This is a genomic window from Streptomyces sp. NPDC111802, assembly GCF_055634335.1.
Genome location: NZ_JBVKCZ010000027.1, coordinates 89,035 through 105,608 on the forward strand (window position 1 = coordinate 89,035; position 16,574 = coordinate 105,608).

13 protein-coding genes are annotated in these 16,574 nt (G+C 69.1%); 7 read left to right on the top strand and 6 right to left on the bottom strand.

Annotated elements, in window-relative coordinates:
- Window positions 1-15: 15 nt before the first annotated feature.
- The 3 genes from ACZ7NC_RS27865 to ACZ7NC_RS27875 are packed head-to-tail and all read right to left on the bottom strand — an operon-like array spanning window position 16 to window position 4,641.
- Entirely contained in the window at window positions 16-2,046 is a 2,031-nt protein-coding gene (locus ACZ7NC_RS27865; RefSeq protein ID WP_471492211.1) for a dipeptide/oligopeptide/nickel ABC transporter permease/ATP-binding protein, read from the bottom strand.
- The gene (locus ACZ7NC_RS27870; protein WP_471492212.1) at window positions 2,043-3,002 is read right to left on the bottom strand and encodes an ABC transporter permease; all 960 of its coding nucleotides are present in this window, start codon (window positions 3,000-3,002) and stop codon (window positions 2,043-2,045) included. The genes ACZ7NC_RS27865 and ACZ7NC_RS27870 overlap by 4 nt, the downstream gene beginning before the upstream one ends.
- A gap of 10 nt (window positions 3,003-3,012) precedes the next feature.
- Window positions 3,013-4,641 (bottom strand): ABC transporter substrate-binding protein, encoded by a 1,629-nt coding sequence (locus ACZ7NC_RS27875; protein WP_471492213.1) that lies wholly within the window; start codon window positions 4,639-4,641, stop codon window positions 3,013-3,015.
- A 281-nt stretch (window positions 4,642-4,922) separates the two neighbouring features.
- Between ACZ7NC_RS27875 and ACZ7NC_RS27880 the strand changes: the two genes are divergently transcribed.
- The 4 genes from ACZ7NC_RS27880 to ACZ7NC_RS27895 all read left to right on the top strand — a co-directional run bounded on the left by ACZ7NC_RS27880 (window position 4,923) and on the right by ACZ7NC_RS27895 (window position 9,331).
- On the top strand, window positions 4,923-5,639 hold the full coding sequence (locus ACZ7NC_RS27880) for a FadR/GntR family transcriptional regulator (protein WP_471492214.1): 717 nt from the start codon (window positions 4,923-4,925) through the stop codon (window positions 5,637-5,639).
- A gap of 308 nt (window positions 5,640-5,947) precedes the next feature.
- Entirely contained in the window at window positions 5,948-6,358 is a 411-nt protein-coding gene (locus tag ACZ7NC_RS27885) for a VOC family protein (protein WP_471492215.1), read from the top strand.
- Window positions 6,359-6,427: 69 nt separating this feature from the next.
- The gene (locus ACZ7NC_RS27890) at window positions 6,428-8,791 is read left to right on the top strand and encodes an ATP-binding cassette domain-containing protein (RefSeq protein WP_471492216.1); all 2,364 of its coding nucleotides are present in this window, start codon (window positions 6,428-6,430) and stop codon (window positions 8,789-8,791) included.
- Between the two features lie 123 nt (window positions 8,792-8,914).
- The gene (locus ACZ7NC_RS27895) at window positions 8,915-9,331 is read left to right on the top strand and encodes a helix-turn-helix transcriptional regulator (protein WP_406210443.1); all 417 of its coding nucleotides are present in this window, start codon (window positions 8,915-8,917) and stop codon (window positions 9,329-9,331) included.
- 63 nt (window positions 9,332-9,394) lie between these two features.
- On the opposite strand, the gene bla is transcribed toward ACZ7NC_RS27895, so the two are convergent.
- A complete protein-coding gene (bla, locus tag ACZ7NC_RS27900; RefSeq protein WP_471492264.1) occupies window positions 9,395-10,315 on the bottom strand; it encodes a class A beta-lactamase in 921 nt (306 codons plus the stop codon).
- Between the two features lie 88 nt (window positions 10,316-10,403).
- On the opposite strand from bla, the gene ACZ7NC_RS27905 reads away from it, so the two are divergent.
- Entirely contained in the window at window positions 10,404-11,528 is a 1,125-nt protein-coding gene (locus ACZ7NC_RS27905; protein ID WP_471492217.1) for an abortive phage infection protein, read from the top strand.
- 11 nt (window positions 11,529-11,539) lie between these two features.
- Here the strand turns inward: ACZ7NC_RS27905 and ACZ7NC_RS27910 are convergent, their stop codons facing one another.
- Window positions 11,540-13,021: an alpha/beta hydrolase gene (locus ACZ7NC_RS27910; protein ID WP_471492218.1), complete on the bottom strand. Its 1,482-nt coding sequence runs from the start codon at window positions 13,019-13,021 to the stop codon at window positions 11,540-11,542.
- Between the two features lie 111 nt (window positions 13,022-13,132).
- Window positions 13,133-13,660 carry a GNAT family N-acetyltransferase gene (locus ACZ7NC_RS27915; protein ID WP_471492219.1) on the bottom strand — a complete coding sequence of 176 codons (528 nt, stop codon included), beginning with the start codon at window positions 13,658-13,660 and terminating at the stop codon, window positions 13,133-13,135.
- Between the two features lie 180 nt (window positions 13,661-13,840).
- On the opposite strand from ACZ7NC_RS27915, the gene ACZ7NC_RS27920 reads away from it, so the two are divergent.
- Window positions 13,841-14,635, top strand: coding sequence for an SCO2525 family SAM-dependent methyltransferase (locus ACZ7NC_RS27920; protein ID WP_471492220.1), 795 nt, complete (start codon window positions 13,841-13,843; stop codon window positions 14,633-14,635).
- A gap of 85 nt (window positions 14,636-14,720) precedes the next feature.
- Entirely contained in the window at window positions 14,721-16,571 is a 1,851-nt protein-coding gene (locus tag ACZ7NC_RS27925; protein ID WP_471492221.1) for an SCO2524 family protein, read from the top strand.
- Window positions 16,572-16,574: the final 3 nt, after the last annotated feature.

A 16,574-nucleotide genomic window follows, 5' to 3' on the forward strand; every position in this document is an offset into this window, starting at 1 on the left:
CGATGCTCGCGCCGGTCATTCCAGCTGACCTGCCTTTCTGCTGGGGGTCCGGGGGTCGTCCCCCGGGAAAATGCTGCCCGAGCGGTCCGTTGGTGCCAGAAGGATCGCCGGGTGATGGCAGGCAGCCGTGTGCGTCGGGGTCCCCGCGAGGACGGGTGCCGTGGTCCGGCACACCTCGCTCGCCAGCGGGCACCGGTCCGCGAAACGGCAGCCCGGGGGGAAGTCCGCGGGGGACGGGACCACGCCCTTGATCTGCGTCATCCGCTCCTGCGCCGACTCCAGCGACAGCACGCTGCCGAGCAGGCCCCGGGTGTAGTGATGCGCCGGCGCCTCCACCAGGTCGGCGGTCACCCCGGTCTCCACGATCTGGCCGCCGTACATCACGACGACCCGGTCGGTGACGTCCGAGATCAGCGCGAGGTCGTGTGAGACGAGGATCAGGGCGAAGCCCAGCTCCTCCCGCAGCCTGAGCAGCAGCTCTATGATCTGCGCCTGCACGGTGACATCCAGCGCCGTCGTCGGCTCGTCGGCGACGATCAGCTTCGGTTCGCGGGACAGGGCCACGGCGATCAGGACGCGCTGACGCTGCCCGCCGGAGAGTTCGTGCGGGTAGCTGCGCAGGGTGCGTTCCGGGTCCAGGCCGACGAGCGTCAGCAGTTCGTGCGGGCTACGGCGGCCACCGCGGCGTACGACCTGCTTGAGCTGTGAGCGGATCGTCATCGCCGGGTTCAGGGACGACAGGGCGTCCTGGTAGACCATCGCCATCTCGTGGCCCAGCAGCTTGCGGCGCGTCCGCATCGGCTCGCCCACCAGCTGGCGCTGGTTGAAGCGGACGTGGCCGCGCACCCGGGCGCCCTTCGGCTCGAGCCCCATCACCGTGAGCGCGGTCAGCGACTTGCCGCAGCCCGACTCGCCGACCAGGCCCAGCACCTCACCGGGCTGCACCTCGAAGCTGATGCCGTCGACGATGTCCACGCCGCCGTGCCGGCCCTCGAACCCGATCGCCAGGTTCTCCACCGCCAGCACCGGCTGCCGTCCCCGCGGCAACGGCCGGGCCCGTGACCGCAGACGGGCCGCCGCCTCCGTCAGGCCCGGCAGCTGGAGCACCTCGCCGCTGCCCGGTTCCGGTGCCTGAAGCCGGTCGTGCTGGTCCTTCACATCGACCTCGCGCGCCGACGGCGCCGCCCACGCGTCCGACACCCCCTCGGAGAGGATGTTCAGCGACAGCACGGTCAACAGCATCAGCAGCCCGGGGAAGACGGTCGCCCACCAGCCGCCGGTGAGCACCATGTTCTTGCCGTCCGCGATGACGCTGCCCCAGGACGGGTCCGGCGGCCGTACGCCCGCGCCGATGAAGGACAGCGACGCCTCGAAGACGATCGCCTCCGCCACCTGGACGGTGCAGAACACCAGCACCGGGGCGGCGCAGTTGACCGCCACATGCCTGATGACGATGTGCGGGGTGCGGGCGCCGATGACCTTTTCCGCCGTCACATAGTCCTCGCCGTACTGATCGAGGACGTTCGCCCGTACGACCCTGGCCACCGGCGGAGTGAACAGGAAGGCGATCGCGCAGATCAGGACGGTGATGCCGCCGCCGAAGACCGCGACGAGCACGGCGGCCAGCGCGATACCGGGGAACGCCATCACCACGTCCAGGCAGCGCATCAGCGTCTCGTCGACCGCCTTGCGCGAGGTCGCCGCGACGGCGCCGATCAGCGCGCCGACGACGAGCGCCAGCGCGGTCGCGCCGAGCCCGATCGCCAGCGACCAGCGGGCGCCGTACATCAGCCGGCTGAAGATGTCCCGGCCGAGGCTGTCCTGGCCCATCCAGTGCTCGGCGGACGGGTGTCCGGTGCCGTCGACGGGGGGCTGCTGGTCGAGCGGGTCGTGCGGGGCGAGGACCGGGGCGAACAGCGCCATCAGGAACACGACGGCCAGGAAGCAGACGGCCACCTTCGACAGCGTGGGCAGCTTGTGCCAGCCGCGCAGCCGGATGCCCGGCCGGGACAGTGCCTCGGCCAGGCGCTTGCGGTTGAACGTCACGTCGCCTCCCGCAGGCGCGGGTTGACCAGCAGATACAGGATGTCGATGACGAGATTGACGACCACGAAGCCGATCGCCGTGGTGATGACGACGCCCTGGACGACGGCCGGGTCACCGTTCTTCACGGCGTCAATCATCAGCTTCCCCATGCCCGGCAGGGAGAAGATCGTCTCGATGACCACCGCGCCGCCCAGCAGATAGCCGACGCGCAGACCGAGAACGGTCAGCGGGTTGATGAGGGCGTTACGGAGCACGTTCCGCCCCACCACCACCCTCGGCGGCAGTCCGCTGCCGATCGCCGTACGGACGTAGTCCTTGTCCAGCTCCTCCACCACCGACGTGCGCACGATCCGCGTCAGCTGCGCCGCCACCGGCAGCGACAGCGCGAGGGCGGGGAGGGCCATGGTCTTCAGCCAGCCGGTGAAGGAGTCGGCCGGGTTGATGTAGCCGCCGGTCGGGAACCAGCCCAGGTCGACGGCGAGGTACTGGATCATCAGCAGCGCCAGCCAGAAGCCGGGCGCCGCGACCCCGGTGAGGGAGACGACGCGGATGATCTGGTCGGGCAGGCGGTCGCGGTAGATGGCCGCCGTGACGCCGCCGAGCAGCGACAGCACGACCGCGATGCCGAGGCCCAGGAAGGTGAGCTGGATGGTGAGCGGCAGCGCGGTCATGACCTGGTCGACGACCGGCGCCCGGGTCAGGGCACTGATGCCCATGTCACCGTGGAGCAGGTCGCCGACGAAGAGGACGTAGCGGACGGGGAGGGGATCCAGCAGGCCGTTCTGCTCGCGGAAGTCGTGCAGCTGCTGGGGCGTCGGGTTGGCGCCCTGGAAGAACGCGGACGCCGGGTCGACGTCCGAGAACCGCATGACCAGGAACACGAACAGCACGATGCCGAGCATCAGCGGCACGAGCAGCAGGACTCGGCGGGCCAGGATCCTGACGACGGTGATCACAGAGGGGCTCCTAGGCCCACTTGGCCTGAAGGAGGTTGATACCGGGGTACGGCTGTGCCCTTATCCCGCTGAGCTCCTTCGGGTTCCACGCGGTCATCAGCTCGTTGTGGACCACCGGGTAGAGCACGGCCTGCTCGGCGACGACGTCGATGTAGTCCTGGACCATCGTCTTCTTCTTCTCGGCGTCCGGCTCCTGGGTCGCCCGGTCCATGTCCTTGAAGAGGGCCTTGGCGACGGAGTTGTCGGCCCACCGCGTGTACTGCATCCACAGGTTCTCGGGGCCGTAGTTGTAGTGCATGATCAGGTCCGCGTCGAGGCCGAACTGGTTGGGGTTCGAGGCGGCGGCGACCACCTGGTAGTCCTGCTTCTGGTCCATCTTGGTGAAGACGGCCGTCGTCTCCTGCGGGGAGAGGGTCGTCTGCACGCCGATCGCGTCCCACGACGACTTGATGGTCGGCAGGCAGTCGACGATCCAGCTCACGTTCACGGACAGGATCTCGATCCTCAGCCCGCTGACCCCGGCCTCCTTCAGCAGCGCCTTCGCCTTGTCGGGGTCGTAGTCGTAGACGGTCTTGGCGCGCCGGTAGCTGGGGTTGGACTCGTTGAGGAAGGACGACGACGGCTTGCCGTGGCCCTTCAGGGCGACCTCGATCATCTTGCCGGTGTCGATGGCGTAGCGCAGGGCCTGGCGCACGCGTACGTCGTCGAAGGGCTTGTGCTTGGTGTTGAACATCAGGAAGAGGTTGTTCATCCCGGCACCGCCCGCGACCGTCAGCCCGCCGCTCTCCAACTGGCCGATGTTGGCGTACGGGATGTTGTCCGCGATCTGCGCGCCCGCGCTCGCCCCGGAGATCCTCGCCACGCGCGGCGCCGCGTCCACGATGGTCAGCCAGTTCATCTTCTTGAAGGCCGCCTTGCGCGGGCCGTTGTAGTCGGCGAACGCCTCGAAGGTGGTGTTGGACTTCGGGTGGTGCGCGGTCTGCCGGTAGGGACCCGAGCCGATCGCCTTGCCCTTGATGGCGTCGTCCCAGCCGCCCGGCTGGGAGAACACGTGCTTCGGCATGATCTTGGCGAGGGTGAGCCGGGAAAGTCCGTCCGGGAAGGGGAACTTGAGCACCAGCTCGACGTTCTGCGCGTCGATCTTGCGGACTTCCTTCAGCCAAGGCGCGAAGAAGCCCTTGGCGAGGGTCTGGGTCTTCGGGTCGAGGATCCGGTCGAAGACGAAGACCACGTCGTCGGCGGTGACCGGCTTGCCGTCGTGGAACTTGGCGCCCGCGCGCAGCGTGAACTTCCAGGACGTGGCGTTCGGGTCGGCCGGCACCTGGGTGGCGAGCGCGGCGTACGGCTCGCGGGAGATCGGGTCGGTGTCGAGGAGGCCCTCGTAGATGTGGTTGTTGGCGGCCATGCAGAAGGCGGACGCCGTCTGGGTGGGGTCCCAGCTGCCGTCGTTGCCGTAGCCGATCACCGCGGTGAGCGTCCGGTCCTGGCCACCGCCCGAGCCGGTCTCGTTGGTGGACTCCGGCCCCGACGAACAGGCCGACAGCGACGCGGAGACGGCGGCGGCCGCGCCCAGCGCGCCGGTGTACTTCAGGAACGACCGGCGGTGCAGCGCCGGCACGTCGTGGGTCACGTCGCGCACGCTTCCTCCAGCGGATGTGAGCTTGATGGGGAGCTCGGAACGATCTCGGAACGTTCTCTGAACGATCTCGGAAATGGTGAGGAGATACGACGTCCTACGTCCTGACGGTCAGCGCGACCATAGGTGGGGCGATGGGGGCGGTCAAGGGATCTCACACGAATGGCGCATCTGCCACAGGTCGGACCAATGGCGCTGTGAAATGGCGCGAGTTGACCCCTCGTCAGGGGCGTATCCGGCGGACATGGGACGTGGGACGTCCGGGTGCGCGTACGATGCGCCGCATGCCCGGGCAGCCCAGGAACAGTCGTACGTCCGAGGAGTCCAGGAACAGCCGGATCCAGCGCCAGGTCATGCAGTTGATCATCGACCGCAGGCTCCAGGCCGGCGCCCTGCTGCCCACCGAGGCGGAGCTGATGGAGGACCTCGGGGTCAGCCGGAACTCCGTGCGTGAGGCGCTGAAGGCGCTGCAGGCCCTCGACATCGTGGAGATCCGGCACGGCTATGGGACGTATGTCGGCCAGGCCTCGCTCACTCCGCTGATCGACGGGCTGACGTTTCGTACGCTCGCCCGGCACGACCACGACGACTCGGGGGCGCTGTCGGAGATCCTTCAGGTGCGGGAGGTGCTGGAGGAGGGGTTGATCCGGCGGGTGGCGGCGACGGTGACGGAGGCCGAGCTGGACCGGCTGGAGGTGGTCGTGTCTCGGATGGAGGCGGCGGGGCGGGCCGGGCAGGCCTTTCCCGAGCTGGACCGGGAGTTCCATGAGCTGTTGTACGCGTCGCTCGGCAATGACCTCGTGCCGCAGCTGCTCGCCGCGTTCTGGACGGTGTTCCGGCGGGTGAACGGTGCGCGTGGGCGCCCGGACGACCCGTCTCCCGATCTCACGGCCCGCTGGCACCGAGACATCGTGACCGCCCTGCGCACGCGGGATGTGGAGGGGGCGCAGCGGGCGATGGCCGTGCATTTCCGGGGGATCGAGAAGCGGGCGGGGCGGTAGTGCCACGTGGGGTTTTCCTCGCCCCCGCCGCCCCTACCCGTCCCATCCCCAGGGGCTCCGCCCCTTCGACCCCGGCCAGGGGGCTCCGCCCCCTGGACCCCCGCTCCTCAAACGCCGGAGGGGCTGGTTTTTCAGCCCGTCCGGCGTTTGAGGACGAGGCCCGTTCAGGGCCGACAGCGGGGGTCTGGGGGCGGCAGCCCCCAGGGGACGGGAATGGGTAGGGGCGGCGGGGGCGAAGGAATTCGTGGCGCTCACGCCGGTCAGGAATCGAGAAGCGCCGCCCCCCTCCCACGGCTAGCGTGACGGGCATGGACATCTCGATTCACGCCAGTTTTCTCCCGCACGACGACCCGGAAGCCTCCCTCGCCTTCTACCGCGACGCCCTCGGCTTCGAGGTCCGTACCGACGTGGGACAGGGCAAGATGCGCTGGATCACGGTCGGCCCGGCCGGCCAACCCGGCACGTCCATCCTGCTCGCACCCCCCGCCGCCGACCCCGGCGTCACCGACGACGAGCGCCGCACCATCGCCGAGATGATGGCCAAGGGCACCTACGGCTGGATCCTGCTGGCCACCTCGAACGTCGACGACACCTTTGAGAAGGTGCAGGCCGGCGGCGCCGAGGTCGTCCAGGAGCCGACCGACCAGCCGTACGGCATCCGCGACTGTGCCTTCCGCGACCCCGCGGGCAACCTGGTCCGAATCCAGGAGCGGGGCTGAACCCGGCCCCACCTCGATCGCCGCCCCACCGGCAACGTTCCCGACCGAGCTGTATCTGGAGACTTCACGATGACCGAGCCGCACGTTGCCGACAGCCACGACCTGATCCGCGTGCACGGAGCGCGCGAGAACAACCTCAAGGACGTCAGCATCGAGATCCCGAAGCGCCGCCTGACGGTGTTCACCGGCGTCTCAGGCTCCGGCAAGAGCTCGCTGGTGTTCGACACGATCGCCGCCGAGTCGCAGCGGCTGATCAACGAGACCTACAGCGCGTTCCTGCAGGGGTTCATGCCGAATCTCGCGCGCCCCGAGGTCGACGTACTGGACGGGCTGACCACCGCCATCACCGTCGACCAGCAGCGCATGGGCTCCGACCCCCGCTCCACCGTCGGCACCGCCACCGACGCCAACGCGATGCTGCGCATCCTCTTCAGCCGGCTCGGCCAGCCGCACATCGGCCCGCCGGCCGCGTACTCCTTCAACGTCGCCTCGGTCTCCGCGAGCGGCGGCTTCACGGTCGACCGGGGTGCCGACAAGACCAGGACCGAGAAGGTCAGCTTCAGCCGCACCGGCGGCATGTGCACGCACTGCGAGGGCCGCGGCAAGGTCTCCGACATCGACCTCACCCAGCTCTTCGACGACACCAAGTCGCTCTCCGAGGACCCGTTCACCATCCCCACCTACACGGGGGACGGGTGGGTCGTGCGGGTCATCACCGAGTCGGGCTTCTTCGACAAGGAGAAGCCGATCGGCAAGTACACCAAGAAGGAGCGGCACGACTTCCTCTACCGCGAGCCCACCAAGGTCAAGATCAACGGCGTCAACCTCACCTACGAGGGTCTGATCCCGAAGCTCCAGAAGACCTTCCTGTCCAAGGACCGCGAGTCGATGCAGCCGCACATCCGGGCCTTCGTGGACCGCGCGGTCACCTTCGCCGAGTGTCCCGAGTGCGACGGCACCCGCCTCAGCGAGCTCGCCCGCTCCTCGAAGATCGGCGAGATCAACATCGCCGACGCCTGCAAGATGGAGATCCGCGACCTGGCCGAATGGGTCCGCGGGCTCAAGGAACCGTCCGTCACGCCCCTGCTCACCAAGCTCCGGCACAGCCTCGACTCGTTCGTGGAGATCGGTCTCGGCTATCTCTCCCTGGACCGCGCCTCGGGCACGCTCTCCGGCGGCGAGGCCCAGCGCACCAAGATGATCCGCCACCTCGGCTCCTCGCTCACCGACGTGACGTACGTCTTCGACGAGCCCACCATCGGTCTGCACCCGCATGACATCCAGCGCATGAACAACCTGCTGCTGCGGCTGCGCGACAAGGGCAACACGGTGCTCGTGGTGGAGCACAAGCCGGAGACGATCGCCATCGCCGACCATGTGGTGGACCTGGGCCCCGGCGCGGGCACGGCGGGTGGCACCGTCTGCTTCGAGGGCACCCTCGACGGCCTGCGGGCCAGCGACACCGTCACCGGGCGGCACCTCGACGACCGGGCCCAGCTGAAGGAGACCGTCCGCAAGGCGACCGGCAAGCTGGAGATCCGCGGCGCCACCGCCAACAACCTCCAGGACGTCGACGTCGACATCCCGCTCGGCGTGCTCTGCGTCGTCACCGGAGTCGCCGGCTCCGGCAAGAGCTCGCTCGTCCACGGCTCCATTCCCGCGCCCGAGGGCGTCGTCTCGGTCGACCAGACCCCGATCCGCGGCTCGCGCCGCAGCAACCCGGCGACGTACACCGGACTGCTGGAACCGATCCGCAAGGCCTTCGCCAAGGCCAACGGCGTCAAGCCGGCCCTGTTCAGCGCCAACTCCGAGGGCGCCTGCCCCACCTGCAACGGCGCCGGCGTCATCTACACCGACCTGGCGATCATGCAGAGCGTGGCCACCACCTGCGAGGACTGCGAGGGCAAGCGGTTCGACGCGTCGGTCCTCGAGTACCACTTCGGCGGCCGGGACATCAGCGAGGTGCTCGCGATGTCGGTGACCGAGGCCGAGGAGTTCTTCCGCGCGGGCGAGGCGCGGATACCGGCCGCGCACAAGATCGTCGAGCGGATGGCGGACGTCGGACTCGGCTACCTCACCCTCGGCCAGCCGCTGACCACGCTGTCCGGCGGTGAGCGGCAGCGGCTGAAGCTGGCCGTCCACATGGCCGGCAAGGGCGGTGTGTACGTCCTCGACGAGCCGACGACCGGTCTGCACCTCGCCGACGTCGAGCAACTGCTCGGCCTGCTTGACCGGCTGGTCGACTCCGGCAAGTCGGTCATCGTCATCGAGCACCACCAGGCCGTCATGGCGCACGCCGACTGGATCATCGACCTCGGCCCCGGCGCCGGTCACGACGGTGGCCGGATCGTCTTCGAGGGCACCCCCGCCGACCTCGTCGCCGAGCGCTCCACCCTCACCGGTGAGCACCTCGCGGCCTACGTCGGCGGCTGAGCGGCGATGTGCTTCTGGACGGGCCTGGACCTGGCCCGCGAGAATGTGGGTGTGCGATCAAACTCGACGTCCGAGGAACAGCGGCTGCGGAACCTCGCGCTGCTGCGCCGGGTCCGTGACCGGATGGACCGGGAGTACGCCCAGCCGCTGGACGTCGAGGCACTCGCGCGCGGCGTGCACATGTCGGCCGGGCACCTCAGCCGCGAGTTCAAGCTCGCCTATGGCGAGTCCCCGTACGGCTACCTGATGACGCGGCGGATCGAGCGCGCGATGGCGTTGCTGCGCCGCGGCGACCTCAGTGTCACCGAGGTGTGCTTCGCGGTCGGCTGTTCGTCGCTGGGCACCTTCAGCACGCGCTTCACCGAGTTGGTCGGCATGACGCCCAGCGCCTACCGGCGGCAGGCGGCGGACGAGACGGCGGGGATTCCGTCGTGCGTGGCGAAACAGGTGACCAGGCCGCTGCGGAACCGGGAAGTGCCGTTCAGCCGGGCGGCGGCGGTCGCCGGTAGGGCGCCGGTCGGCGAGCCGCAGGCATCGTGACGGGCCGGGGGCGCCGCACCCGGTGCGGCGCCCCCGGCCCGCCGGCCGAACAAACGCGGCGACTCAGGTGAGCGCCTCCGCCAGCAGCCCGGCCGTCTCGGCCACCAGGGCGTCGTCCCACGCCGCGTCCTGAGCGGGCTTGGTGGACAGCACCGCGAGGACGACCGGGGCGCCGTCGGGGGTCCAGGCGACGCCCACGTTGTTGGTGGTGCCGTAGGAGCCCGAACCCGTCTTGTCGGCGATGGTCCAGGTCGGGGGCAGACCGGCGCGGAAGCGTTTGCCGCTGGTGGTGTTGCTCAGCAGCCAGTGCGTGAGCAGGCCCCGGTCCGGGCGGTTCAGGGCGTCGTCGTCGAGGACCAGCCTGCCGTAGGTACGGCCGATCGCGCGGGGGCTGGTGGTGTCCGTGACACGCCACGGTTCCGCCGAGTTCAGCTCCGTCTCCCAGCGGTCCAGCCGGGTCACCGGGTCGCCCAGGGAGCGGGCGAAGCGGGTGATGGCGGTGGGGCCGCCGAGTTCGCGCAACAGGAGGTTGCCCGCGCCGTTGTCGCTGTAGGTGATGGCGACCTCGCAGAGCTCGGCGACCGTCATCCCCTCGGCCAGATGCTCCCTGGTCTTGTCGGAGCCGGTCGCCGGCAGGTCCGCCGCCGTGTAGTGGATACGGCGGGCGAGGAACTCGCCGTCGCGGTCGAGGTCCCGCACGACGGCCGCGGCGGCGAGGGTCTTGAACACCGAGCACATCGGGAAGCGCTCGTCGGCGCGGTGGGTGACGGTCTTCTTCGTACGGACGTTGTGCGCGAACACACCCAGACGGGCGCCGTGCCGCCGCTCCAGTTCGTGGAGGCGGTCGGCGGTGGATGCGTGGGCGGGTGCGCCGGTGAGGAGCGCGGCGGCGGTGGCGGTGCCTGCGGTGAGCAGGGTGCGTCGGCCTAAGATGTCGGTCTCCTTCGCTCGATTTCGTCTGACGGATGATGACGATCTCTGCAGTGATCGACGCCGTACGTCATTCCTTGGTTGCCGTGCCGTAGACCATCGGCCGACGGCCAACGGCGCCCGCGCTCGCCACAGTGGCCGTATGGAGAACACCAAGGGGATCAGCCGGGCACGATTTCTCGCCGGAGCGGCGGCCGTCGGACTGGCGGGGGCGATGCTGCCCACGGGACAGGCCGCGGCGACCGGACGGGGGCGAGGGCTGAAGCACCGGGGCGTCGTCTACACCGTCGGCGCGGGGGAGACGCCCGGCACCGCGTGGAGCGCTGCCCGGATGCGCCGGGACCTCCGCGTCATCCGTGACGAGCTGCACGCCGACACGGTCGACGTGACCGGCGACGGCGTCGACCGCCTCATCACCACGGCCGCCGAGGCCGCCGAACGCGGGCTGCACGTCTGGCTCCAGCCGACCCTCGGGGACGTGCCGGAGCGGGAGATCCTGGACTCGATCGCCGAATGCGGCCGGTTCGCCGAGCGGCTGCGCCGGCAGGGCGCGGGCGTCGACTTCAGCGTGGGCTGCGAGTTCTGGCTGTTCGTGCCGGGGATCATCCCGGGCGAGACGGTCCTGGACCGCGTCGACAACCTCCAGAAAGGCAACGTCGACATGGCGAGGATGCGGCGTCGCCTGGCCCGCTTCACCGCGAAGGCGGCGGCGGTGGGCCGCTCCGTCTTCCACGGCCGCCTCAGCTACGCCGCCGCCCAGGACGAGGAGCTCGAGCCGGTCGACTGGGACCTCTTCGACGTCGTGGGCATCGACTACTACTCCTACTTCCGCCAACAAGCCGACTACGTACGCGAGTTGCGACGCTACCAGCGCTGGGGCAAGCCCCTGGCCATCACCGAGTTCGGCACATGCGCGTATGTCGGCGCACCTGAGGCGGGCGGCATGGGCTGGAACATCGTCGACCACACGAAGGAGCCCGACGAGATCAAGGGCGACCCGGTGCGCAGCGAGCGCACACAGGCCGCCTACATGGTCGATCTGCTGAAGGTCTTCGAGTCGATGAACCTGTACGCGGCGATGGCCTTCGAGTTCGTCACCCCGGACGCCCCCCACCGCCCCGACGACCCCCGCTACGACCTGGACCTGGCGAGCTACGCCATCACCAAGCCGATCAAGGACGACCCCGACGACCCGGCGTCGGACTGGCACTGGGAACCGAAGGAGGCGTTCCACGCCGTGGCCGGACGGTACGCGAGCTGCCGCTGAGCGGGCCCGAATCACTCGCAGTAGAGGTCCTGTGCCGGCCGCTGCCCGGTAGCCAGGAACCGGGAGACGGCGTCATCCCCGCACGCGTTGCCGTTCTCCAGGTACGCGTCATGCCCCGTCGAGTTGACGGTGACCATGACGGCCCGTCGCCCAAGCGCCGCGCGCAGCTTCAGCGCACCGCTGAGCGGCGTCGCCACATCCCGCTCGTTCTGGACCATCAGAAGGTTGGACGGCCCACGGTCGCTCACCCGCAGCGGGGCCTCCTTCGGCTGCCACGGCCATGCGGCGCAGACCATCGCGTTCCTCGGCATGCCGGCGGTCAGCGGGTACTTCGCCCGGCTCTCGGCGACGCCCTTCTCGTACACCGCGGCCGACCTCGGCCAGGCGGCGTCGTTGCAGATGGTGGCGGCGCCGACCGCGGTGTAGTTCTGCAGCGCCGCCTGCGGCGGGCTCTCCGGCGCGGGCGGCAGCGTGCCCTTGTGCGCGGCCAGCATCAGCTTCGCGAGCACCGGGTAGTCGTCGGGGTCGTAGAGGCTGTTGAGCATGGTCTGACGCAGGACGTTGCCGTTCAGCTCCGCCGGGTTGGCGCCGGGCCAGGGGAGAGGCTCGCGGTCCAGACGGGCCGCGAGGGCGAGGAAGCGCGACCGCACCTCGGCCGGTGTGCCGGCGACACGGTCCGGATTGCCGGGCCTGGCCGCCCACTTGGCGAACTCGGGGAAGTTGTCCTCGACGCCTGCCTCGAACGCCTGGAGCCAGGCCCGCTCCGCCCGCACCGGGTCCGCGTCGTCGCTGCTGTCCAGCACGATGCGGTCGGTGCGCCGCGGGAACAGCTCCGCGTAGGCGGCGCCGATGTACGTGCCGTACGAGACGCCCCAGGCGGACAGCTTCCGTTCGCCGAGGGCGGCTCGGATGCTGTCGATGTCACGGGCGTTGTTCTTGCTGCTGATGTGCTGCATCAGCTCGCCGCCGTTGCGGGCGCAGGCGTCCGACATGCGCCGTGCGGTGGCCATGTTCCCGGCGACGGACCCGTCCGGGGCCGGCCAGGGGCGCAGCGCCGTGAGAGCGAGGTCCCGGTGCTCGACCTCGCAGGTCACCGCGGTCGAGGGCGCGTTGCCGCGCGGTGCGAACCCGATCAGGTCGTAGGTGTCCCGGACCCGCTGCGGCAGCTTCTGACCCTTGCCGGAGGGGTCGCCGAGGCTGTCCCCGCCGGGCCCGCCGGCGATCAGCAGCAGCGCGCCCCGGCGGGCGGAAGGCTTCTCGCTGGGGATACGGGAGACGGCGATGTCGATCTTCGGCCCGCCGGGGTCGGCGTAGTCCATCGGCACGGACACGGTCGCGCACCGCTGACGCGGATCGAGCCCGTCACCCTCGCAGTCGGTCCACTTCAGCGGCGCGGGCGCGCCGGTGGCGGTCGCGGTGAGCGGCGTGACGAGTCCGAAGACGACTCCGCAGGCGGCGGCGATGAGGGCTGCGCTCTTCGTGATCTGCTTCATGCCCAGCAGCCTGACGGACGATGACGGAGTGTCACATCCGGGCAACTCCCCTATCTGCCATGGGGATTACCTCCCCTGTCGGTCCGGTGGATTACCCCCATACGGCGACCCTTACGTCAGCCCCAGCACCATGATGAGCCGATCCTCGCCGGGCCCCAGATAGTCCCTGTGCACACCCCCCTCGGGGGCGAATCCGAGGGTCCGGTACAGCATGATCGCCGCCGCGTTCGTCGGCTCCACGGTCAGCCGCACCTCGTGGACCCGCTCCCTGCGCAGCTGCCGCAGCACCTCCAGCATCAGCCGTTTGCCCAGCCCGCGCCCCCGCTGGTCGGCGCTGACGGCGAGGCTGAGGACCCAGCACACATAGCCGTCCGAGGTGGTGACGAAGAGGACATAGCCGTGCAGGCTGTCACCGTCGTCGAGGACGAGGACGCGGTCACCGTGCACATCGAGGTGCTGGCGCAGGACGAAGTAGGGGTACGGATCGTCCGGAAAGACCTCCCGGTCGACGCGCAGCAGCTCGGGCAGATCCGCGTCGGTGACGCCCCTCATGGTCAGCGGCCGATCGCTGATGTCGGCGAAGAACGCCTGGTCAGCGTGACGACCCAGAACAGGGAAACGTTCCTCCGGCACGGCCATCAACTGCCCCCTATGTGATGGATTGGAGTCACTCGTACGGGTGAGCACCTGTTGCCTGCCCTTTCAGGCGCTCGGTTGGTGATCAGCCCATCTTGAGCAGGGCAATCCGGCGGTTCAAGAGTGCGAGATGCTTATGCCTCGACGCGCTCCCAGTGCGCCTTCCTTTGGTACCGTGACAGAATGACCCAGAGATCGTCGGGGGGCGTCCAGTTGAAGAACGCTGAGGTGCGCTGGGCGGCATTCGACCCGATCGCCTATGTTGATCATAACTACCGCGCCTTACAGGCAGAGGACGCGGAGATCCTGCACATGGTACGGGATCATTTCGGCGATCATTTCCAGAAGCAGGGCGGCGGCCCCGTTTCCGGTATCGACGTAGGCGCCGGCGCCAATCTCTATCCCGCACTGGCCATGATGCCGTGGTGCGAGGAGATCACCCTGTTCGAGCGCTCGCCCACCAACGTCGGCTACCTCAGGAGTCAGATCGACTCCTACGACGACAACTGGGACCAGTTCTGGGACGCCCTGCGCGAGCACGAGGCGTACAACTCCCTTGGGATGGACCCGCGTGAGCGGTTCCGGAAGGTCGTCTCGGTCGAGCAGGGCGACCTCTTCGACCTCGCGCGGTACGGGCGGCGGTGGTCCATGGGGACCATGTTCTTCGTCGCCGAGTCGATGACCACCTCCCACCAGGAGTTCAGGCTGGGTGTGGAGCGTTTCCTGCGCGTCCTCGCCCCGGGTGCCCCCTTCGCGGCCGCCTTCATGGAGCATTCGAAGGGCTATCACGCGGGCGAGCATTTCTTCCCGGCCTGTGACGTGGGAGAGTCCGAGGTCCGCGAGAGCCTTGAGGCATTCGTGAGCGACGTCAAGGTCCAACGGCTCGAATCCGAGGCCGCGGTGCGCGACGGGTATTCCGGAATGATCGTCGCCTACGGCTGGCGCAGCAATTCGGATTCGGTCATTCCGATCAGCTGATCGGTGAATCTTCACAGTGAATCTTCACAACAGAAGAGGGATATTCCTCAACTGATGGCAGTGCGGTCTGTGTGAGGGGCATGGGATGCAGATCAAGCCACGCCAGCATCTGCTGGACATCTGGCAGGCAATCGCCCGCCACTCTTTCGACGGGGGAGAGTGGGAGTGGGGCGACTGGGGCGGAGAGAGCAGTGTGGCCGACGCCGAGCGGCTGCTCTGCCTGCTGTACCCGGCAACCGAGATCCCCGCGTTCCGGCTTGACGACCCGGACACCACACAGGAGGACGTCCAGCAGGTCCTGAAGAAGGCGGGCGGACGGCTGGACATCCCGGCCAACCTCGTCACGGCCGCGGCCGACTTCATGCGCGCGCACACCGGCGACGACAAACGGCCGACCTTCGCCGGCGGCTACTACTTCGGCTCCGCGGACAAGACCAGGGAAGTCACCGAGGAACAACGCCAGTTGGGCGTGGTCGACTCCTTCTCCATGTCGATCACCCTGTGCCTGGCCACCCTCGGCTTCCTCAAGATCTACGAGACCAGGACCCGGCGCAGCGACATCAAGGAGACCATCGCCGAGCTGCGCCAGGCGACCAGCAACCGGCTCACCGCCGCCATGGTGAGCCTGCTGCGCTCCTTCGTCGTCAACGTCTTCGACACCGACTCCTCCCAGGGCCGTACGCTCAGCGAACTCCTCGGCCAGGGACGGATGTCGCAGCGGCAGGTGCTGAACACGTTCCAGAACCGCTTCCGCGCGTTGCGGGCCGCCATCGTCGAGAGCGTCTACCTCGGTATCGACGTCCAGGAAGGCCTCAAGGACGAGAACCAGCTGTTCGAGTGCGGCTGGGCGTGGACCATGGTCAAGGACTCTCCCGAGGTCGAGACCACCGAACCCGTCGGGCCGCAGCCCGAGGGCGTCGCCAACGCGGTGCCGTATCTGTACTTCACCGTGGTCGCCCTCGACGGTATCCAGGACCTGTTCTCCGACCGCACCCTCACCCTCGGCCTGCTCAACACCGAACAGCAGCGGCTCGCCGAGGCGCTCCGGCTGCGGTGGGAGCTGACCCAGCAGTACTGGTCCCGCATCGCCCGCTTCGACGACGACCGCTGGCCCCTGGAGGACATCCCCTGGCGTACGACGGGACAGAAGCTGGAGTCCGAATACTTCTCCCTCTCCGTCGCCGCCATTCTCGTGCACGACCTGATGCGCCGCCGGGCCACCGACGACGACCTCACCCGCACCGTCGGCATCATGGAGCGCCTCGCCGAGCGCGGCCGTATCACCAGCCGGATGACCCGCGACGACCCCGTCGTCCACGAGCTGCACAACATGGGCGTCGCGCTGCCGTTGCAGGGCAGTGAGCGGATCGGGCCGCCCATGACCTGGGCCATGACCGACTTCTCGGCACAGCTGCTGAAGCGGACCGTCCAGCTGTGCACCCTGTCGCGCAACCTCGCCTCGCACGACCGGCTGCTCAGACTCGCCGAGGACGTATTCGACCACATGTGGCGCCGCCGCATCCGGGACGGCGAGGGCGTCGGCCTGTGGGACAACGTGCACGCCGCGTACCCCGAGGCTGAGATCCAGAAGCGGCGCGTCCCGGTCTCGTGGAGCATCACCGAGCGGGTCACCGAGGTGATGGTCCAGGCCCACGCCATGTACCGCCAGCCCCCGATCCGCAGCCTCGAACTCACCGAGTTGGCAAGGGCGTTGCTCAGTGAGTCGGCCCACCTCCTGGGCAACGAACAGATGGAACCCGCGCCCGCCGGAGACGGCCGGCACGGAATGCAGCTCAGGAACATCGAGGTCAAGTTGCGCCGCGCCCGCAGCCTCGTGGACGAACAGCCGGGTACGGCCTACGCGTTGACCCTCGACGTGCTGGGACAGCTCGACTCGCTCGCCCGTGCCCGCGAAGCCGCGGACCGGGGAGTGTGAACC